The following is a 19,824-nucleotide window of genomic DNA, read 5'->3' as shown; positions in this document are numbered from 1 at the left end:
CCGCTCATTCCCCTTGATTCGCTCCCGCGGGGCGCTCCGCTCCTCGCTCGTTCCTCGCTGCGATGCTCACGCCCCTGTCCGCTCATTCCCCTTGATTCGCTCCCGCGGGGCGCTCCGCTCCTCGCTCGTTCCTCGCTGCGATGCTCACGCCCCTGTCCGCTCATTCGACGTCGCTCGCGATCGCGTTCACGGCGGCCGCGGTCATCGCGCTCCCGCCCCGCCGGCCGCGGACGACCAGGAAGTCCAGGTCCGAGGCAGCCAGCGCGTCCTTGGACTCGGCCGCGCCGATGAAGCCGACCGGGATGCCCAGCACGGCCGCCGGGCGGGGTCCGCCGGCCGCCACCATCTCCAGCAGGTGGAACAGGGCGGTGGGTGCGTTGCCGATGGCGACGACGGCGCCCTCGAGCCGGTCCCGCCACAGCTCCAGCGCGGCCGCGGTGCGGGTCGTGCCGAGCTCGGCGGCGAGCCCGGGGACGCGCGGGTCGTTGAGCGTGCAGACGACGTCGTTGTCCTTGGGCAGGCGGCGGCGGGTGACCCCGGAGGCGACCATCTGGACGTCGCACAGCACCGGTGCGCCCGCGTCCAGGGCCGCTCGGGCCCGCTGCACCACGGCTGCCGAGTACGCGATGTCCCCGACCAGGTCGACCTGCCCGCAGGCGTGGATCATCCGCACCGCGACCCTCGCGACGTCGTCGGGCAGCGCGTCCAGCGCTGCCTCGGCACGGATCGTCGCGAACGACTGCCGGTAGATCTCGGCGCCGTCCTTCTCGTACTCGTAGACCACCATCGGGCGCAGACGGTACGTCCCGGTGACCGGGACTGGCCGTGTGGCCCGGCGCGGACCGTCAGCCGGCGCGCGCCTCGGCGGGCCGACCTGCTGGGTCGTCGGTGAGGCGGGGGAGGAGCAGGATCTCGGTGCCGTCGGGGCGGTAGGTGCGCCATCGGCCCGCGGGATCTCGTTCGATGCGGAACCCGTGGTGGACCTTGGTGTGGTGCCGTTCGCAGAGCAGCCCGGAGTTCTCCAGCGAGGTGTCCCCGCCGTCGGCCCAGTGGATGATGTGGTGGACGTCGCACCAGTGGGTGGGGGCGTCGCAGCCGGCGAAGACGCAGTGCCCGTCGCGGGCCTCGACTGCGCGGCGCAGGTGGTGCGGGACGACGCGGTGGCTACGACCCAGGTCCAGGGGCTGGCCTTCGGGGCCGATGACGATGCGGGTCACGTTGCCGTCGCAGGCCAGCCAGCGGGCGCGGGCGGCTGAGATGGTGGCGCCGAACCCGAGCTTCGCCGCCCCCGGGCCGGTGTCGGGGTCGATCAGGTCCTCGATCGGAACCGTGACCACGACATGAGGCTTCTGGCTGCGCAGGACCGGCAGGGTGCCGGCGGCGAGCTGGTTGTCGCACAGCTGGACGAAGGCGTCGGCCTGCTGCTGCGCGCGGGTCCTCAGATCACCGGCGGGCCGGTCGGCCTGGACGACCGACTCGAGTGCCGCCTGCGCCCTCTCACCACCGACCGCGTCCAGCTCGAAGCGGCCGCTGACCGAGCCGTCGGGGTGCTTGACGAGGGTGAAGGAGCGCTGCTCGGTGGGGTCCGGTTCGGTTCCGTCGGGGTCCAGGCGGTCCAGGTAGTGGGCGACGGCCTGCCGGAGCACCGGGTGGAACTGGTTCCGCGCGACCTCGGTGAGCGCCTGGTCGATGCCGGCCAGGTCCACACCCAGGTCGGCGGCCGCGGCCACGTTCTTCGGCGCGGTGACCGGCGCGATCGCACCGACCGCCTCGGCCGACACCTCACCGGCGGCGAACGCTGCGGCGAGCGTCGGCAGCTGCTCCAGCGCCCGCCCGTTGCGCACCAGGCCCGCCGCCGCACCGTGCGACATCCGTCGGTGCCCCCGGAGCCACGCGGTCATCGACGCCTTGCCGTCGAACTCCGCGGCGTCGGCCAGCTCGCACTGACGCACGGTGCGGGCGACCTCGGCGGCGATCCGGTTCTGCAGCGTCAGCAACGGGGTCAGCCGCTCCAGCAGCTGCGGGCCGAACATGCCCTCCAACCGCTCGGACGACAGCTCGTCGAGCAGCGACCCCAGTGATTCCAGCTGCTGCACGACACCTCCCGGGCGACTCGAACGTATGTACGAATCCTATCCGCGATGGCCGACATCCGCACCGCGAATCTGCAGGCCAGCGGCCTGTCCACCGATGACGGAGGGGGCTTGACAATGCCGGCGGTCGGCGGCGCCGGCGATGGGGATCGCCGCCGCGATAGCCAGGAGGGGGGCGGTGGCTGCTGCGGGACACCGGCCAGTCAGGCGCCCGTGCCGGGCATGTCCCTGCGCGGGGTCAGCCCGGAGCGCCGACGCGGTAGCCCGAGCCGGTGGCGACCACGTCGACGACCGACCCGCGGGGCCGGCCGCAGCGTCGCTCGCAGCCGACCCAGTGCTGCCGCGCACCGCCCGCCGGGAGCGCCCCCGTGGTCACCGCCGCCACGACGTCGCCCCGCACGTCGGCCAGCGACTTCGCACAACCCGGCCGTCCGGCGCACGCGGTGACCGACAGCCACGCGCTGCTGGGGTCCAGCACGAGCCCGGCGGCCGCGAGCGCTCCTGACGCCGACGCATCGGGCAGGTCCGGGACGACCACGCTGCGCCACGGCGTCAGCTGCAGGTCAGCCGGACCGGTGGCGGCGAGCAGCTCCGCCTGCCCCGCGGTCAGCCGCCCCAGCGGCACGACGGCGACCAGCGCAGTGCGGCCGTCGTCCTGGAGCAGCGCACCGGCAGGGCCGACGGCCGGTGCCGGGGGGACGGGCCGGCGTTCGGCGCGCGGAGCGCCGAGTGCGGCCGCGATGCGCTCGGGGCCGTCGGCCAGCTCGCCCACCCGCCAGGCGGTGCCGCCGTCCGCGGCGCGCACGTCGAGGAACGCACGGGTCGCGGCCAGCGCGAGCGCGACCGCCTCGCCCGGAGCCACCCGCAGCCCGCTGTCGGCGCCGGCCAGCAGCAGCGCCACCGTGCCGTCGTCGAGAGCGAGGAGCCCGACGTCGGCACCCGACCCGGCGACGTCGCCGCGGCCGTCGTCGAAGGCGGCGAGGAAGCGCCCGGGCAGCTCCGCCAGCCGCGGGTCAGCGCACAGCCCCGCGTCGAAGGCCGGCACCCAGGCGCGGACGTCGAGCAGCCCGCCCGCCCGGCCGCTCAGCACGCTGGCCAGGAGGTTGCGGGCCGTCTCGTGGGTGGCGCTGGGCAGCAGCCCGGCCGCGGCCAGGCGGTCGCCGAGCTCCACCTCCGCGCCCGCCGGCAGGCCGCGGAGCTGCACGTTTCCCCGGCTGGTCAGCTCCAGCGCGCCGTCGCCGAGCTCGCGGGCGGCGGTGGCGAGCACGCGCAGCTGCGCGCCGGTCAGCGCACCGCCGGGTACCCGGACCCGGGCCAGCCGGCCGTCGGCGGCGGCGTGCGTCTGCAACGCGCCGGGGCAGGCGTCCGCGCGGTCGCGGGGTGTCGAGGCAGCGGTCATGGCGGTGGCGAGGCTACGTCGCACCCGCGCGCCGGGTACGGTCCCCGTCATCACGGCAGTCAGCGAGGAAGTCGGTGCAACTCCGACGCGGTCCCGCCACTGTGAGCCCGGGAGACCGGGTGAGCCAGACACTCCGGCTGCCGTGCCCGACGACCCGGGGCGCGGACCCCGAGTGAGGAACGCGCCGTGGGCGACCCCGCCTTCACCCTGCTGTCCACCAGCGACACCGATCTGCTGTCGGCCCGCGCCTCGGGTGCCGGCTGGCGCCTGGGCAACCCCGCGCGGCTCGACGAGGCCGGCATCTCCGCGCTGGCCGAGGGCAGCGCGCTGGTCGTCGTCCGCATCCTGGGCGTGCGGCGGCAGTACGAGGAGCTGCTCGGCCCGCTGCTGGCCGGGCCGGCGCCGGTCGTCGTCCTCGGCGGGGAGCAGGTGCCCGACGCCGAGCTGATGGAGCTCTCGACCGTGCCCATGGGCGTGGCCACCGAGGCGCACGGCTACCTCGCGCAGGGCGGCCCGGACAACCTCACCCAGCTGCACCGGTTCCTGTCCGACACCGTGCTGCTGACCGGCGAGGGGTTCGAGCCGCCGACCGTGGCGCCGGACTGGGGCGTCCTCGAACGCGAGAGCCGGGGCGCCGGCCCGACGGTCGCCGTCCTCTACTACCGCGCGCACCACCTGGCCGGGAACACCGCCTTCGTCGAGGCCCTCTGCACCGCCGTGGAGGTCGCCGGTGGCCGCGCGCTGCCGGTCTTCGTGAGCTCGCTGCGCTCGGTGCCGCCCGAGCTCCTCGACGTCCTCCGTACCGCCGACGCCCTGGTGGTCACCGTGCTGGCGGCCGGCGGCTCCCGGCCGGCCACGGCCCAGGCCGGTGGGGACGACGGCGCCTGGGACGTCGGCGCGCTCGCCGAGCTGGACGTGCCGGTGATCCAGGGCCTGTGCCTCACCCGCTCCCGCGCCGACTGGCTCGCCGACGACGACGGCCTCTCGCCGCTCGACGTCGGCAACCAGGTGGCGATCCCGGAGTTCGACGGCCGGTTGATCAGCGTGCCGTTCTCGTTCAAGGAGACCGACGCCGACGGCCTGACGCACTACGTCGCGGACCCCGAGCGGGCCGCCCGCGTGGCCGGCACCGCCGTCGCGCACGCCCGGCTGCGGCACACCCCGCCGGCCGAGCGGCGCATCGTCGTGATGCTGAGCGCCTACCCGACCAAGCACGCCCGCATCGGCAACGCCGTCGGCCTGGACACCCCGGCGTCCGTGGTCCGCCTGCTGGCAGCGATGCAGGGCCAGGGGTACGACATCGGACCGTTCGACGGGCCCGCCGCGCTGCCCGGCGTCGCCGACCTCGACGGCGACGCCCTGTTCCACGCGCTCATCGCCGCGGGCGGGCAGGACGCCGACTGGCTCACCGAGGAGCAGCTGTCGGGCAACCCCGTCCGCATCTCGGCGGCCACGTACCGCGCCTTCTTCGACACCCTCCCGGACGACCTCCGCGAGCAGGTGGTCGAGCACTGGGGCGAGGCGCCGGGCTCGCTGTTCGTGGACGGGTCAGGGGACGACCAGGCCATCGTCTTCGCGGCCCTGCGCGCCGGCAACGTCGTCGTCATGGTGCAGCCGCCGCGCGGCTTCGGCGAGAACCCGATCGCGATCTACCACGATCCCGACCTGCCGCCGTCCCACCACTACCTGGCCGCCTACTGGTGGCTGCGGTCGGAGTTCGGGGCGCACGCGCTCGTGCACGTCGGCAAGCACGGGAACCTGGAGTGGCTGCCCGGCAAGACCGTCGGGCTGTCGGCCTCGTGCGGCCCGGACGCCGCGATCGGCGACCTGCCGCTGGTCTACCCGTTCCTGGTCAACGACCCGGGGGAGGGCTCGCAGGCCAAGCGCCGGGCGCACGCGACGCTGGTCGACCACATGGTGCCGCCGATGGCGCGCGCCGACTCCTACGGCGACATCGCCCGGCTCGAGCAGCTGCTCGACGAGCACGCCAACATCGCGGCGATGGACCCGGCGAAGCTGCCGGCGGTGCGGGCGCAGATCTGGACGCTGCTGCAGGCTGCCAAGCTCGATGCCGACCTGGGGCTCGACGAGCGCCCGGCCGACGAGCACTTCGACGAGATGATCCTGCACGTCGACGGGTGGCTCTGCGAGATCAAGGACAGCCAGATCCGCGACGGGCTGCACGTGCTCGGCTCACCGCCGAGCGGGCAGAACCGCGTCGACCTGGTGCTGGCGATGCTGCGCGCCCGGCAGATCTGGGCCGGCGCGGTGGCGCTGCCCGGGCTGCGCGAGGCGCTGGGCCTGACCGAGGACGGCTCCGCCGGTCTGCGCGAGACCGACCGGGTCGAGGCGCTCGCCGAGGCCCTGGTCTCCGGGATGGAGGCGCGCGGCTGGACGGCGGACGCGGTCGGCGAGGTCGTGCGCGAGGTGCTCGACCGGGACGACGACGCGGTGGCCGCCGTCCTCCGGTTCGCCGTCGCCGAGGTCGTGCCCCGGCTGGAGCGGACCACCGACGAGCTGGACGCGACCCTGCACGCCCTCGACGGCGGCTACGTCCCCGCCGGGCCGTCGGGCTCGCCGCTGCGCGGACTGGTCAACGTGCTGCCGACCGGTCGCAACTTCTACTCCGTGGACCCCCGCGCGGTGCCCTCGCGGCTCGCCTGGGAGACCGGGCAGGCGATGGCCGAGTCGCTGGTCGACCGCTACCGCGCGGACACCGGCGAGTATCCGCGGTCGGTCGGGCTCTCGGTGTGGGGGACCTCGGCCATGCGGACGTCGGGGGACGATGTCGCCGAGGTGCTGGCCCTCCTGGGTGTGCAGCCCGTGTGGGACGAGGCGTCCCGGCGGGTGACGGGGCTCGAACCGGTCCCGCTGGAGGAGCTCGGCCGCCCGCGGATCGACGTCACCGTACGGATCAGCGGCTTCTTCCGGGACGCCTTCCCGCACGTGGTGACCATGCTGGACGACGCGGTCACCCTGGTCGCGGGCCTCGACGAGCCGGCGGAGGAGAACTACGTCCGGGCCCACGTCGACGCCGACCTCGCCGAGCACGGCGACCGCCGCCGTGCGACCACCCGCGTGTTCGGCTCCAAGCCGGGGGCCTACGGCGCGGGGCTGCTCTCGCTGATCGACAGCCGGGACTGGCGCGGGGACGCCGACCTCGCCGAGGTGTACGCCGTGTGGGGTGGCTACGCCTACGGCCGCGACCTCGACGGCGTGCAGGCCCGGCCGGACATGGAGTCGGCCTACCGGCGGATCGCGGTGGCCGCCAAGAACGTGGACACCCGCGAGCACGACATCGCCGACTCCGACGACTACTTCCAGTACCACGGCGGGATGGTGGCCACGGTCCGTGCGCTGACCGGCCGGGCACCGGCGGCCTACATCGGCGACTCGACCCGCCCGGAGTCCGTGCGCACCCGCTCGCTCACCGAGGAGACAGCGCGGGTCTTCCGGGCGCGGGTGGTGAACCCCAAGTGGCTGGCCGCGATGCGCCGGCACGGCTACAAGGGCGCCTTCGAGCTGGCCGCCACGGTCGACTACCTGTTCGGCTACGACGCCACGACCGGCGTCGTCGCCGACTGGATGTACGAGAAGCTCGCCCAGACCTACGTGCTGGACCCCGAGAACCGCGAGTTCATGGAGAAGAGCAACCCGTGGGCGCTGCACGGCATCGCCGAGCGGCTGCTCGAGGCCGTCGACCGGAAGATGTGGGCCGAGCCGGACCCGGCACTGCTGGCCGAGCTCCAGCAGGCCTACCTCGACACCGAGGGCGACCTCGAGGGCGGGGAGTCCCCGGCTCGGATCGGTCACTGAACCCACCCGCACGAGCCGAGAGGCCCCGGTCGGATGCCTGACCGGGGCCTCTCCGCGTCGGGTGGGTAGCGCGCCGGACCCGCGGAGAGAAGTCGGTCCGCAGCGCTGTGGGCGCACGCCCGGATGCATACCCCACGGGGGTACTTGACCATGGCACGCCGAGCAGCGTACACATACCCCCCGCCGGTATCGACGACGATGCCGGGACGTGGAGAGGACTGAGTGCGATGCACACGGAACGACGACGGTGGGCTGCGCTGGGTGTGATCGCCCTGGCGCAGTTCGTCGTGATCATGGACACCTCGATCATCGGGGTGGCCCTGCCGCAGATGGCGGCCGACCTGGGCTTCAGCGCGTCCGGCCTGCAGTGGGTGTTCAACGCCTACGTGGTCGCCTTCGCCGGCCTGCTCCTGCTCGGCGGGCGGCTGTCGGACCTCTTCGGCGCGCGACGGGTGTTCGCCGCCGGGTGGGGCCTGCTGCTGGCCGGTTCCGTCGTGTCGGCGGTCGCGACCGGCGCAGGCGTGGAGCTGGCCGGCCGTGCGGTGCAGGGCGCGGGGTCGGCGCTGATCGCGCCGGCGGCGCTGACGCTGCTGATGACGCTCTTCGGCGGCACGCCGGCACTGCCGCGGGCACTGGCGCTCTACGGCGCGGCGGCGCCGGCCGGCGGTACCGCCGGGGTGTTCCTCGGGGGCGTGATCACCGAGTGGCTGTCGCGGCCGTGGATCTTCTGGCTGTACGTGCCGATCGCCCTGGCTGCGCTGGCGGTCACGCCGGCGCTGATGCCGGACGTGCCCGGCCGTCGCGGTGGGGTGGACGTCCTCGGCGCGGCCACCGTGACCGGTGGTCTGGCGCTGGCGGTCCTGGGTGTCGTGCGGGCGCCGGAGGTCGGCTGGAGCTCGGGGACGACGCTGGGCACCCTGGCCGGCGCGGTGCTGCTCTTGATCGCGTTCGTCGGGATCCAGGCGCGGCTGCGTACGCCGCTGGTCCGCCTGGGCATCTTCCGCACCCCGCTGCTGGGCACTGCCAACCTCGCGCAGCTGCTGCTGGGCGCGGCGTGGGTGCCGATGTGGTTCTTCCTGAACCTGTACCTGCAGCAGGTGCTCGGCTACGGGGCCTTCGCCTCCGGTGCGGCGCTGCTGCCGATGACGATCCTGATCATGGTTCTGATGGTCGGGGTCGCTCCGCGGCTGATCGCCCGCTTCGGCACCAAGCCGCTCATCGTCGGAGGTCTGCTGGCGCTGGCCGCAGGGCTGGTCTGGATGGCGCAGGCCCGCGCCACCGGCACCTTCGTCGTTGACGTCCTGCCGGCATCACTGGTCGCCGCGCTCGGGCAGGCGCTGGCGTTCATCCCCTCGCTCGGCACCGCCTTGTCGGCGGCCCGGCCGGAGGAGGGTGGGTTGGCGGCCGGCATCGTCAACACCTCCTACCAGGTCGGATCGGCGTTGGGTCTGGCCGCGATGACCGCGGTCGCCGCCTCCTACGGCGCCACCGCGGTCGGGGACCCCGTGCAGCTGACCGCCGGGTATGCCGCAGCGTTCTACGGCGCGGCCGGCATCGCCGTCGCCGGCGCGGGGTTGCTGGCGGCCACGTTCCGGCCGAAGGCCGCACTGCCCCCGGGCGTGGACACGGCGCCCAGCGAGCCGGCGCCGGTGCGCTGACCGGGGCGCCGGTCGGCGCCGCCGGTGAGGGGAGGAGCCGTTCGCTCTGCCCCTCACCGGCGTCCGGGCTGATGTGCGACCAGGCAGGGACTCAGCGCCCGGCGTGGCTACCGGCACCGCCGAGGCGCCGGCTGCGACAGGCGCGGGCGCAGGTGCGCACTGCCTCGACCGCGACGGTCACCACCACGCTCCAGGGCCCCACCCGGCGGGTCAGCCGCGCGTCGGCCCGGGCTGTCGCCCGGGTCACCGGGTCGCCGCCCGGAGCGCCGCCAGCTCGTCCACCGACGCCCGACGCTGGAGGAGGTCCTTGATCCGGTTGACCGCCCGGGCGCCACCGACGCCCACTGCTCCCACCAGGCGCTCGTGCCGGTCGTGCAGTGCGATGGCGAACCGGTCGTCCCCCGGCGTGCCGAGCAGCGCCACGTCCTGGGTGGCCGACTGCGGCCAGCCCAGGATCGTCAGCTTCGTGTCGTGCACGTAGGTGCTGTAGCTGGGGAGCTCGACCGCCGGCAGAGGTCCCTCCGGCCCGCCCGTGCCCAGGTCGGCCAGCACCGCGCGGGCTGCGGCCCTGCCCTGCGCGAGCGCTGCTCCCCAGTGCTCGACGCGTACCGGTCGCCCGTCCGGGCCGGGGACGGCTGCCGCGTCACCGGCGGCGTAGAGGCCCGGCCGGCCGAGGACCCGCTGCTGGCCGTCCACGGCGACGGCTCCGGTGGGGGCGTCGCCCAGCACGCCGCTGTCGGCGAGCCAGTCGGTGTCCGGGGAGACGCCGAGGGCGGGCAGGACCACCGCGGCGGTCAGCTGTGCTGCGTCGGAGAGGGTGACGGACAGGCTGGTGTCGCTCCGCCGGTCCAGGCTCTGCACCGTCGTCCCGGTGCGGACGTCGACGCCGGCCGCGCGGTGCCGGCGCAGGATCCACTCCGCCACCGTGGGCCCGACCAGCGGCGCCATCGGGGTCGCGGCGGAATCGACGAGCACGACCGGGTGGCCGGCCCGGCGGAGCACGCCGCTGGTCTCGGTGCCGATGAGGCCGGCGCCGACGACGAGCACGGGCGCGTCCGGGGTCAGTCGCCGCCGCAGTCGGGCTGTGTCGTCCGCCGTCCGCAGGGCCGGCATCCGGTCGCCGCCCGGCGCCTCGACCGGCAGTCGGCGCGGCCGAGCGCCCACGGCGAGCACGACCGCCTCGGCCGAGACCTGGTCACCTCCGGCCAGGCGTACCGAACGGTTCGAGGGGTCCAGGTGCACGGCTCGTTCCCCCAGCCGCCACGTCACCCCGGGCAGGTCCATGCCGGGCAGGGCGATGTCCGCGTCATCGACCGCGCCGGACAGCAGTCCCTCCCGCACCCACCACCAGCACTCGTGTCTTCCCCATCACCGGTCCTCTTCTTGCGTCGGATGCAGTACCCCCGTACGGTACTGAGACAGACATACCACCCGGGGGTACCTGGGGTAGCGAGAGGAGAGCTTCCGTGAGCAGCAACTACACCGTCCGGGGCATGACCTGTGACCACTGCGCCGGATCGGTGACCGCCGAGATCACCAAGATCCCCGGCGTCACCGGGGTCACGGTCGACGTGGCCGCCGGTCGGGTGACCGTCGACTCGGCGCAGCCGGTGTCCGCCGACGCGATCTCCGAGGCGGTCGAAGAGGCCGGCTACGAGGTCGTCGCGGTCTGACCCCTGGACCGGGGTGGGCGTCGTCCCCGGCCGGCGCCCACCCCGCCATCCCTGCACCCGACCCGGTCCACGAGGAGGACGAGATGGCCGGCTACACCCACGACAAGGACGAGCACGTCACGCGGCTCCGCAAGATCGAGGGCCAGATCCGCGGACTGTCACGCATGGTCGAGGACGACGAGTACTGCATCGACATCTTGACCCAGGTGTCGGCGGCGACCCGCGCTCTGCAGTCGTTCTCGCTGGGACTGCTCGACGAGCACCTGGGCCACTGCGTGGTCCAGGCGGCGCAGGAGGGCGGCCCCGAGGCCGGGCAGAAGGTCCGCGAGGCCTCCGACGCGGTCGCGCGCCTCGTCCGCTCCTGACCCACTCACCCTGCCGGCGCCGGAAGCGGCGCCGACTCCCGGAAGGCAGTTCGGATGAACACCCCCACGAAGCTCGGGACGTACGCGCTCGGCCTGGTCGTCGTCTTCGGCGCGGCAGCCGGTATCGGCAACGCCGTCGGCCCGGTGGGCCCGGCCTCGACCGCGCACGACACCGACACCCACCACAGCCCGGATCCGGAGTCCCCGATGGACATGACCCAGCAGTCCTCCGCCGTCGGCGGTGCACACGTGCCCGGCGGCCTGCAGATCTCCGAGAACGGCTACACCCTGGACCTGGCCGACTCCCTCCCCGCCGGCGCGGCCACTCCCGTGTCGTTCCGGATCATCGGCCCCGACAACCGGCCGCTGGCCTCCTACGACACCGCCCACGACGAGGACCTGCACCTGATCGCCGTGCGCCGGGACCTGTCCGGCTACCAGCACGTCCACCCGCAGCTGGCGCCCGGCGGCACCTGGTCGATCCCGCTGGACCTGACCCCGGGGACGTGGCGGCTGTTCGCCGACTTCGATCCCGCCGGCGACGACGCCGCGCTCGTCCTGGGAGCCGACGTCGCCGTCGCGGGCGACTACATCCCGGTGCCGTTGCCCGAGGCGTCGACGAGGGCCGAGGTCGACGGGTACACGGTCACCCTCGACGGGAACCTGGTGCCCGGACAGCAGTCGGAGCTGACCCTGTCGGTCACCCGGGACGGGGAGCCGGTCACCGACCTGCAGCCCTACCTGGCCGCCTTCGGGCACCTGGTCGCGCTGCGCGACGGCGACCTGGCCTACCTGCACGTGCACCCGGCCGGCGAGCCCGGCGACGGCTCCACGCGGCCCGGCCCGGACATCACGTTCTACGCGACCGCGCCCTCGGCCGGGGACTACCGGCTGTTCCTGGACTTCAAGCACGGCGACGTCGTGCGCACCGCCGAGTTCACCGTCGCCGCCGGTGCCCCCGCCCCCGCCGGGTCCGACGGCGACGAACCGGCCACCGACGGCGCCGGCGGGCACGACGACGGCGGCCACGCCCACGGCTGACCCGCCGCTCCACCCATCGCGAGCACGTTCGAAGGAAGACGATGATGAGCTCCACACCCGACACCGCAGGACCGGCGGCGGCCGGCAACCAGATCGAACTGGCGATCGGTGGGATGACCTGCGCCTCGTGCGCGGCGCGCATCGAGAAGAAACTGAACAAGCTCGATGGCGTGACCGCCACGGTCAACTACTCGACCGAGAAGGCGAAGGTCACCTTCACCGGTGACATCACCCCCGCGGATCTGGTCGCGACGGTGGAGCAGACGGGCTACAGCGCCCGACTGCCCCAGACCCCGCGGACCGGTCCCGTGGATCCCCCCGAGCCTGGGACGGGTGAGGAGGACCGGGTTCTCTCGCTGCGCCGGCGGCTGGTCGTCTCCGCGATCCTGACCGCCCCGGTCATCGCGATGGCCATGATCCCGGCGCTGCAGTTCCAGTACTGGCAGTGGCTGTCGCTCACCCTGGCCGCGCCCGTGGTCGTCTGGGGCGCCGCGCCGTTCCACAAGGCGGCGTGGACCAACCTGCGTCACGGTGCCTCCACGATGGACACCCTCATCTCGATGGGCACCGTCGCCGCCCTCGCCTGGTCGCTGTACGCGCTCTTCTGGGGCACCGCCGGAGTCCCGGGCATGAGGCACCCGTTCGAGCTGACCATCGCCCGGAGCGACGGGTCGGGCAACATCTACCTCGAGGCAGCCGCCGGGGTGACCACGTTCATCCTCGCCGGCCGGTACTTCGAGGCCCGCTCGAAGCGTCGTGCCGGGGCCGCGCTGCGCGCCCTGCTCGAGCTCGGCGCGAAGGAGGTGTCGGTGCTGCGCGGCGGTGCCGAGCAGCGGATCCCGGCCGACCAGCTCGCCGTCGACGACCTGTTCGTCGTCCGGCCGGGCGAGAAGATCGCCACCGACGGCACCATCGTCGAGGGCTCCTCGGCCGTGGACGCCTCGATGCTCACCGGGGAGTCCGTGCCGGTCGAGGTGGGCCCCGGCGACCCCGTCGTCGGCGCCACCGTCAACGCCGGTGGTCGACTGGTCGTCCGCGCCACCCGGGTCGGCGGCGACACTCAGCTGGCGCAGATGGCGCGGCTGGTCGAGGACGCCCAGAACGGCAAGGCCCAGGTGCAGCGCCTGGCCGACCAGATCTCGGGCATCTTCGTGCCGATCGTCATCGCCCTGGCCCTCGGCACGCTCGGCTTCTGGGTGGGCACGGGGAGCGGCCTGGCTGCCGCGTTCACCGCCGCGGTCGCCGTGCTGATCATCGCCTGCCCCTGCGCCCTGGGACTGGCCACGCCGACCGCGCTCATGGTCGGCACGGGGCGCGGCGCCCAGCTGGGCATCCTCATCAAGGGGCCGGAGGTCCTGGAGAGCACCCGCGAGGTCGACACCGTCGTCCTCGACAAGACCGGCACCGTCACCACCGGGCGGATGACTCTGCTCGACGTCGTCGTCGCTCCCGGCGAGGACCGCGCGCAGCTGCTCAGGCTGGCGGGCGCCTTGGAGGACGCCTCCGAGCACCCCATCGCGCAGGCCATCGCCAAGGGCGCCACCGAGGCCGTCGGCACCCTGCCGCCGGTGGAGGGCTTCACCAACGTCGAGGGCCTCGGCGTGCAGGGCGTCGTGGACGGGCACGCGGTGCTCGTCGGGCGCGCCCGGCTGCTGGCCGAGTGGTCGCTCCACCTGGACCCCCGGCTGGAGCAGGCCATGGCCGCCGCCGAGGCCGAGGGCAGGACCGCGGTCGCGGTCGGCTGGGACGGCGCCGCGCGCGGTGTCCTGGTCGTCGCCGACGCCATCAAGGAGACCTCCGCCGAGGCGATCCGTCAGCTGCGCGGCCTGGGGCTGACGCCGGTGCTGCTGACCGGTGACAACGAGACCGTCGCCCGCTCGGTGGCCGCCGCCGTCGGCATCGACGAGGTCATCGCGGAGGTGCTGCCCGCCGACAAGGTCGCCGTGGTCGAGCGGCTGCAGGGCCAGGGCAAGGTTGTGGCCATGGTCGGCGACGGCGTCAACGACGCTGCCGCTCTCGCCCAGGCCGACCTCGGCCTGGCCATGGGAACCGGCACCGACGTGGCCATCGAGGCCGGCGATCTGACCCTGGTGCGCGGGGACCTGAGGGCCGCCGCCGACGCCATCCAGCTGTCGCGGAAGACGCTGGCCACGATCAAGGGCAATCTGTTCTGGGCGTTCGCCTACAACGTCGCCGCCCTCCCGCTGGCCGCCGCCGGGCTGCTCAACCCGATGCTCGCCGGCGCGGCGATGGCGTTCAGCTCGGTGTTCGTGGTGTCCAACAGCCTGCGGCTGCGCCGCTTCCAGCCGTTGGCCTCCTCGGGGGCCGACGGTGGCGCCGGGTCCGGCCGGCTGCCGGGCGAGCGGCCGGCCGAGGGTGCGCTGAGCGGCAGCGCCACGCGGTGACACCGATCCACCTCTGCCCCTGCGGCGGGACGGGGCAGCCGGCGGCGGCCGAGGAGAGCCGCGTTCCCCTTCCCGGTGGCCACGACGGAGAGAGGGGACGACGTGATCGAGTGGTCCGAGATCCTCGACCAGGACGCCTTCGACCGGCGGGTCCTGCAGGCGCCGGTCCCCGTGATCGTCGCTTTCGAGACCGATGACTGCGAGCACTGCCGTCAGCAACGCAGCCTCCTGGCCCTCGCGTGGCGGCAGCTGGGCTGGACCGCGACCACCCTGCGGGTGAACGCCGTACGGCTGCCGCAGCCCGCCGAGGCGTACCGCATCGCCGGCTACCCGACCATCGCCGTCTTCGACGCGGGTCGGCTGGTCGAGCGCTTCCCCGGCCGTCGCGACCCGGCCGCTCTCACCCGCCGGCTCACCGACCTGCTGGGTTCGGGGCCGGCTCGCCCCTCCGGTCACGCGCCCGGTGCCGCGGGGGCCGACCCTGTCGGGCTCGCTCGCCCTGGCGGCTGACGCCGCCCATGCCGGCACCGACGTCGCCGGCCTCGCCATCGCCCTGCTCGCGGGGTCGAGGGGTGGCGGAGCGGGAGTGGCGACGCACGCAGACGTTGGTCAGCCCAGTGAGGCGAGGAGTTCCCGGCAGGCCCGCTCGCAGCGGCGGCACGCCTCCGCGCAGACGCGGCAGTGCTCGTGCATCGACGCGTGCTGCCCGCACTCGTCGCCGCAGGCCTTGCACGCGACCGCGCATGCTTCGAGTACCGCGCGGGTCAGGTTCGCGTCGTACCCGGTGTGGCGGGAGAGCACCCGACCGGTGGCGTCGCAGACGTCGGCGCAGTCGAGGTCGGTGCGGATGCAGGTCCTCAGGTCGGCGACCGCGTCCTCCGACAGGCAGGCGTCGGCGCAGGCGGTGCAGGCCTGTGCGCACTCGACGCACGCCTCGATGCACTCCCGCAGCTTCTCGCGATCCACTCCTCCCAGGTCCTTCGGATAGGTCTCGAGCATCTTGCTGGCAACGGTCATGTCGTCCCCTCCGGGCACCGGCGGTAGGCATCCTCTCGACGCCAGCGGCTTCCGCCGACCACCGCCCGCCTACCCCGGCTGCCGGGCGCACTGCACCGATGTCACACATCTGTCATCTGCCGGGACTAGCGGAGAGGCAGGCAGGGGTAGGGGTCGGGCGGCTCTACCGGGCCGTCCGTGGAGCGGAGGAGGACTTGATGGGGCGCATCGACCGGATCGCCGCACCGTGGGGGACGCGCACGCCGTACGGGCCGGGGGAGACCTGGCCGACGCGGGTGGACTCCTACCTGGCCGACGGGCTGAGCGAGGACGACGTCGACCGCTGGGTGCAGTCGGCGACCATCCTGCACTCCAACGGCGATGGCCTGGACATCGCGGTGAAGGACAACCGCATCGTCGGTGTTCGCGGCCGCGCCGTCGACCGGGTCAACCACGGCCGGCTCGGCCCCAAGGACCTCTACGGCTGGCAGGCCAACAACTCCCCGGAGCGGTTGACCAGGCCGCTCATCCGGCGCAACGGCGAGCTGGTGGAGACCGACTGGGACACCGCCATGGACGCCGTCGCCGGGCGCTGCCGCGAGCTGCTCGACGAGCAGGGCCCGAGCGCCGTCGCCTTCTACACGACCGGGCAGCTGTTCCTGGAGGAGTACTACACCCTCGGGTTGATCGCGCACGGCGGCATCGGCACCAACCACGTCGACGGCAACACCCGGCTGTGCACCGCCACCGCGGCGGCGGCGCTCAAGGAGACGTTCGCCTCCGACGGCCAGCCGGGCAGCTACACCGACATCGACTCCGCCGACGTCATCTGCCTCTACGGGCACAACATGGCCGAGACCCAGACCGTGCTGTGGACCCGCATCCTCGACCGGCTCGCCGGGCCGAACCCGCCGCAGATCGTCTGCGTCGACCCCCGCCAGACGCCGGTCGCGCGCGCCGCCACCGTGCACCTGGCCCCGCGGCCGGGCACGAACGTGATGCTGATGAACGCGCTGCTGCACGAGATCATCGGCAACGGCTGGATCGACCGCGACTACGTCGAGGCGCACACCGTGGGCTTCGACGAGCTCGAGAAGCGGGTGCAGGACTACCCGCCCGAGCTCGCCGCCGAGGTGTGCGACGTCCCGGTCGAGGACATCCGGGAGGCCGCCCGGATCATCGGGCACGCCGAACGGCTGTTCTCCACGGTGCTGCAGGGCTTCTACCAGTCCCACCAGGCCACGGCGGCCGCAGTGCAGGTCAACAACGTCAACGTCGTGCGCGGCATGCTCGGCAAGCCGGGCTGCGGGATCCTCCAGATGAACGGTCAGCCGACCGCGCAGAACACCCGCGAGGCCGGCGCCGACGGCGACCTGCCCGCGTTCCGCAACTGGTCCAACGACAGCCACATCGCCGACCTCGCGCGGGTCTGGAACGTCGATCCGCTCGACATCCCGCACTACTCGCCGCCCACGCACGCCATGCAGATGTTCCGCTACGCGGAGGAGGGGTCGATCCGCTTCCTCTACGTCACCGCGACCAACCCGGCGGTCTCCCTGCCCGAGCTGGCGCGCATCCGGAGCATCCTCGCCCAGGAACGGCTCTTCCTCGTGGTGCAGGACATCTTCCTGTCCGAGACCGCGCAGCTCGCCGACGTCGTCCTGCCCGCGGCCACGTGGGGCGAGAAGACCGGGACCTTCACCAACGTCGACCGCACCGTGCACCTGTCGGAGAAGGCCGTCGACCCGCCGGGGGAGGCGCGGGCGGACCTCGACATCCTCATCGACTTCGCCCGCCGCCTGGACCTGCGGGACAAGGACGGCGCCCCGCTGGTGAAGTGGACCGACCCCGAGGGCGCCTTCGAGGGGTGGAAGGAGTGCTCCAAGGGCCGCCCGTGCGACTACAGCGGGCTGTCCTACGACAAGCTCCGCGGCGGCAGCGGCATCCAGTGGCCGGTCACCGAGGACGCCCCCGACGGGACCGAGCACATCTACGTGGACGGGCAGTTCTGGGCGCAGCCCGACTACTGCGAGAGCTACGGCCGCGACCTGGTCACCGGCGCCGCGCTGGACGAGACCGAGTACCGGGCCCTGAACCCGTCCGGCCGGGCGGTGCTCAAGGCCGCCGAGTACCTGCCGCCGCACGAACTGCCCGGCCAGGACTTCCCGTTCCAGCTCATCACCGGCCGCACGCTGTACCACTTCCACACCCGCACCAAGACCGCCCGCGCCCCGCAGCTGCAGGCCGCCGCCCCCGAGGTGTGGGTGGAGATGTCGGCCTCCGACGCCGCCGACCGCGGCTGGACCGAGGGCGACCTGCTGGAGGTGCGGACGCCACGCGGGCGCGTGGAGGCGAAGGTGCGGATCAGCGGCATCCGGCCGGGTGTGTTGTTCCTGCCGTTCCACTACGGCTACTGGGACGAGCCCGGCGGGCACGAGCCGGACGGCTCCGGCCGGGCGGCCAACGAGCTCACCCTCACCGACTGGGACCCCTGCTCCAAGCAGCCGATCTTCAAGACGGCCGCGGCCGCCGTCACCCGGCTGGCCACCGGCGACGGCCCGTCGTCGGCGCCCACCACCACCGGCTCCCGGCCGGTCACCGGCGACGTGCCGCCGACGCGGGGCGGCCCTGCGGCCGAGGCCCTCGAGGAGCTCGCCACGGGAGGCGCACGGTGAAGCTCGGCCTGGCCATCGAGGAGCTGCACCGATCGGAGAACCACCTGGCGCGCGTGCTGCTGGCCGTCTCCGACCGGCACAAGGCCGACCACGAGGTGTTCTACGTCGCGCGGGACATCGCCGGCTGGTCGCAGCGGCACGTGCAGGAGCTGGCCCGCATCGGGGCCGACTTCGGCGTCGACCTCGACCCCGAACCGGAGGGCGAGCCGGGGATCCTGGAGAAGGTCCAGCAGGCGACCTCGGACCTCCTCGGCCGCCGGCCCGAGCCCGGCCTCCTGCTGCTCGCCGACCTGCGGCACGTGCACCGGGAGGCGGCCGGGGTGTCGCTGGACTGGGAGCTGCTGGCCCAGGCCGCGCAGGGCGCGCGGAAGAGAGAGCTGCTCAACCTGGCCGAGCGGTGCCACCCGGACACGCTGCGGCAGATGCGGTGGGCCAACGCCAAGCTGAAGGAGTCCGCGACCCAGGCGCTGGTGAGCTGATGACCGAGCCCGTGGGCACCCGCGTCGTCCTCCGCCCGCTCGCCACCCCACTTCCCCTGGGGTTCCTCGCGCTGGCCGTGTCGACCGTGATGTTTAGCGCGGGGCGACGCAGGACGGCGGGCTGTCCCTCCGCGAAATGCACCGGCTCCTCGAGGCCCAGCTGGACGAGAGCCGACAGGTCCCACTGGGGCAGCAGGAGGCGCAGGACGCCATCGTCGTCGTACAAGGGCGTCGTCCGAGGCGGGCGGGTGAGGACCTCGCCGAGCAGGGCGGAGACGTGCGAGAGGGCGTGCACGGCTGTCGTCGGGTCGTTGGTACCCGGGGAGAGCGCCCGGACGGCGATGTCGACCGTCTTGCGGAGGCTGTAGGCGATGTCGTGGTCGGGGACGCGCTCGAAGCGCAGGTGGACGTTCTCGTCCAGCGACCGCTTCACCGCATCGGTGTCGGCTTCCGCTCCCGGGTGTGAGGGCCAGACGTGTGCAAGAGGGGTACCGGCGACGACCGAGTCCCCGATGCGGTGGGCGAGGAGCACCGTGGCCCCGGCGGACTCGGCTACGTCCGCGATGCGGAGCCCGTCCACATCGGTGATGAACCCGCTGGCCGACGCCGTGACGATTGCCGGGGTGCCGGGCGGAAGGACATAGCCCGCCGCATCGTCGTCGTCGCTCGGAAGTTCGCGGGCGAAGGTGGCCTGGGCCTCGTCGGAGACGTCCCGCAGCATGGTCTCGACGCGGAGCGAGCGCGCCAGGTGGCCGAGGAATAGGACCAGGGCCACGACGCTGATGACCGTCAGCGCGAACGCGGCGGTGACGGACAGCCGGGGAACGAACCCCGGGCTGGCCGACTCCTCGGTCCGCACCGTCCGCAGCACCGTGAGGGCGTAGACGAAGGTGCCGACGAGGACGGCGAGTGTGGCCTGGACGACGCGGTCCGTCACGAATGTCTGCAGCAGACGCGGTGAGTGCTGGCTGCTGCTCAGCTGGAGGGCGACGACGGTGAAGGAGAACGTCAGGCCGGTCACCGAGATCAGGGATCCGGCGATGGCGGCGAGGACGTCACGCGCCGCGGAGGGTCCGCCTCCGAACACGAAGGTGAGCGGATGCCCCCCGCTGGGTTCCTCGAGAACCTGGTCCACCGCCGGCAGGCCGATGCCGAGCCCGATGGCCAGTGCGATGGCGAGGACCGGGAGCGGCCACAGGGAGCTGCGCAACCGGCTCCACACCC

Annotated in this window: 15 protein-coding genes and 1 riboswitch; of the genes, 9 read left to right on the top strand and 6 right to left on the bottom strand. The window is 73.7% G+C overall.

The window, feature by feature from the left end; genetic code table 11:
* Positions 1-160: 160 nt before the first annotated feature.
* The 3 genes from DQ237_RS17630 to cobG all read right to left on the bottom strand — a co-directional run bounded on the left by DQ237_RS17630 (position 161) and on the right by cobG (position 3,492).
* Positions 161-787, bottom strand: a complete 627-nt coding sequence (locus DQ237_RS17630) for a precorrin-8X methylmutase (RefSeq protein WP_113801444.1) — start codon at positions 785-787, stop codon at positions 161-163.
* A 58-nt stretch (positions 788-845) separates the two neighbouring features.
* A complete protein-coding gene (locus DQ237_RS17625; RefSeq protein ID WP_369832233.1) occupies positions 846-2,096 on the bottom strand; it encodes a DUF222 domain-containing protein in 1,251 nt (416 codons plus the stop codon).
* 235 nt (positions 2,097-2,331) lie between these two features.
* The gene (gene cobG, locus DQ237_RS17620) at positions 2,332-3,492 is read right to left on the bottom strand and encodes a precorrin-3B synthase (RefSeq protein WP_113801443.1); all 1,161 of its coding nucleotides are present in this window, start codon (positions 3,490-3,492) and stop codon (positions 2,332-2,334) included.
* A 64-nt stretch (positions 3,493-3,556) separates the two neighbouring features.
* Positions 3,557-3,626: riboswitch (cobalamin riboswitch) on the top strand.
* A gap of 52 nt (positions 3,627-3,678) precedes the next feature.
* Here cobG and cobN point away from each other — a divergent pair.
* Both cobN and DQ237_RS17610 read left to right on the top strand, forming a co-directional pair.
* Positions 3,679-7,308, top strand: a complete 3,630-nt coding sequence (gene cobN, locus DQ237_RS17615) for a cobaltochelatase subunit CobN (protein ID WP_113801442.1) — start codon at positions 3,679-3,681, stop codon at positions 7,306-7,308.
* A gap of 227 nt (positions 7,309-7,535) precedes the next feature.
* Positions 7,536-8,966, top strand: coding sequence for an MFS transporter (locus DQ237_RS17610; protein ID WP_113801441.1), 1,431 nt, complete (start codon positions 7,536-7,538; stop codon positions 8,964-8,966).
* Positions 8,967-9,209: 243 nt separating this feature from the next.
* On the opposite strand, the gene DQ237_RS17605 is transcribed toward DQ237_RS17610, so the two are convergent.
* The gene (locus DQ237_RS17605; RefSeq protein WP_113801440.1) at positions 9,210-10,307 is read right to left on the bottom strand and encodes an NAD(P)/FAD-dependent oxidoreductase; all 1,098 of its coding nucleotides are present in this window, start codon (positions 10,305-10,307) and stop codon (positions 9,210-9,212) included.
* A 125-nt stretch (positions 10,308-10,432) separates the two neighbouring features.
* Here DQ237_RS17605 and DQ237_RS17600 point away from each other — a divergent pair, with 125 nt between their 5' ends.
* The 5 genes from DQ237_RS17600 to DQ237_RS17580 all read left to right on the top strand — a co-directional run bounded on the left by DQ237_RS17600 (position 10,433) and on the right by DQ237_RS17580 (position 14,960).
* The gene (locus tag DQ237_RS17600; protein ID WP_304557976.1) at positions 10,433-10,639 is read left to right on the top strand and encodes a heavy-metal-associated domain-containing protein; all 207 of its coding nucleotides are present in this window, start codon (positions 10,433-10,435) and stop codon (positions 10,637-10,639) included.
* Positions 10,640-10,722: 83 nt separating this feature from the next.
* Complete coding sequence (locus tag DQ237_RS17595; protein WP_113801439.1) at positions 10,723-11,004, top strand: metal-sensitive transcriptional regulator; 282 nt, start codon at positions 10,723-10,725, stop codon at positions 11,002-11,004.
* Positions 11,005-11,058: 54 nt separating this feature from the next.
* A complete protein-coding gene (locus DQ237_RS17590) occupies positions 11,059-12,045 on the top strand; it encodes a hypothetical protein (RefSeq protein WP_113801438.1) in 987 nt (328 codons plus the stop codon).
* Positions 12,046-12,086: 41 nt separating this feature from the next.
* A complete protein-coding gene (locus tag DQ237_RS17585) occupies positions 12,087-14,450 on the top strand; it encodes a cation-translocating P-type ATPase (RefSeq protein WP_113801437.1) in 2,364 nt (787 codons plus the stop codon).
* A 102-nt stretch (positions 14,451-14,552) separates the two neighbouring features.
* Positions 14,553-14,960: a co-chaperone YbbN gene (locus DQ237_RS17580; RefSeq protein WP_166509667.1), complete on the top strand. Its 408-nt coding sequence runs from the start codon at positions 14,553-14,555 to the stop codon at positions 14,958-14,960.
* A 99-nt stretch (positions 14,961-15,059) separates the two neighbouring features.
* Here the strand turns inward: DQ237_RS17580 and DQ237_RS17570 are convergent, their stop codons facing one another.
* Entirely contained in the window at positions 15,060-15,467 is a 408-nt protein-coding gene (locus DQ237_RS17570; RefSeq protein ID WP_113801435.1) for a four-helix bundle copper-binding protein, read from the bottom strand.
* A 197-nt stretch (positions 15,468-15,664) separates the two neighbouring features.
* Here DQ237_RS17570 and DQ237_RS20310 point away from each other — a divergent pair, with 197 nt between their 5' ends.
* Together DQ237_RS20310 and DQ237_RS17560 are read left to right on the top strand one after the other, a co-directional pair.
* Positions 15,665-18,121 carry a molybdopterin oxidoreductase family protein gene (locus tag DQ237_RS20310; protein WP_113801434.1) on the top strand — a complete coding sequence of 819 codons (2,457 nt, stop codon included), beginning with the start codon at positions 15,665-15,667 and terminating at the stop codon, positions 18,119-18,121.
* Complete coding sequence (locus tag DQ237_RS17560) at positions 18,118-18,600, top strand: hypothetical protein (RefSeq protein WP_113801433.1); 483 nt, start codon at positions 18,118-18,120, stop codon at positions 18,598-18,600. Before DQ237_RS20310 ends, DQ237_RS17560 begins: the two co-directional genes overlap by 4 nt.
* On the opposite strand, the gene DQ237_RS17555 is transcribed toward DQ237_RS17560, so the two are convergent.
* Entirely contained in the window at positions 18,503-19,810 is a 1,308-nt protein-coding gene (locus tag DQ237_RS17555) for a DUF2254 domain-containing protein (protein ID WP_166509666.1), read from the bottom strand. The genes DQ237_RS17560 and DQ237_RS17555 overlap by 98 nt on opposite strands.
* Positions 19,811-19,824: the final 14 nt, after the last annotated feature.

The sequence above is a fragment of the Blastococcus sp. TF02-8 genome (assembly GCF_003319175.1).
Lineage (GTDB): Bacteria > Actinomycetota > Actinomycetes > Mycobacteriales > Geodermatophilaceae > Blastococcus.
This window is presented reverse-complemented; position numbering and strand designations above follow the sequence as displayed.

Excerpts from the sequence above, each read along its gene's own strand:
- DQ237_RS17630 (WP_113801444.1), bottom strand. The coding sequence starts at position 787 with ATGGTGGTCTACGAGTACGAGAAGGACGGCGCCGAGATCTACCGGCAG.
- cobG (WP_113801443.1), bottom strand. The coding sequence starts at position 3,492 with ATGACCGCTGCCTCGACACCCCGCGACCGCGCGGACGCCTGCCCCGGC.
- DQ237_RS17610 (WP_113801441.1), top strand. The coding sequence starts at position 7,536 with ATGCACACGGAACGACGACGGTGGGCTGCGCTGGGTGTGATCGCCCTG.
- DQ237_RS17595 (WP_113801439.1), top strand. The coding sequence starts at position 10,723 with ATGGCCGGCTACACCCACGACAAGGACGAGCACGTCACGCGGCTCCGC.
- DQ237_RS17590 (WP_113801438.1), top strand. The coding sequence starts at position 11,059 with ATGAACACCCCCACGAAGCTCGGGACGTACGCGCTCGGCCTGGTCGTC.
- DQ237_RS17585 (WP_113801437.1), top strand. The coding sequence starts at position 12,087 with ATGATGAGCTCCACACCCGACACCGCAGGACCGGCGGCGGCCGGCAAC.
- DQ237_RS17570 (WP_113801435.1), bottom strand. The coding sequence starts at position 15,467 with ATGACCGTTGCCAGCAAGATGCTCGAGACCTATCCGAAGGACCTGGGA.
- DQ237_RS20310 (WP_113801434.1), top strand. The coding sequence starts at position 15,665 with ATGGGGCGCATCGACCGGATCGCCGCACCGTGGGGGACGCGCACGCCG.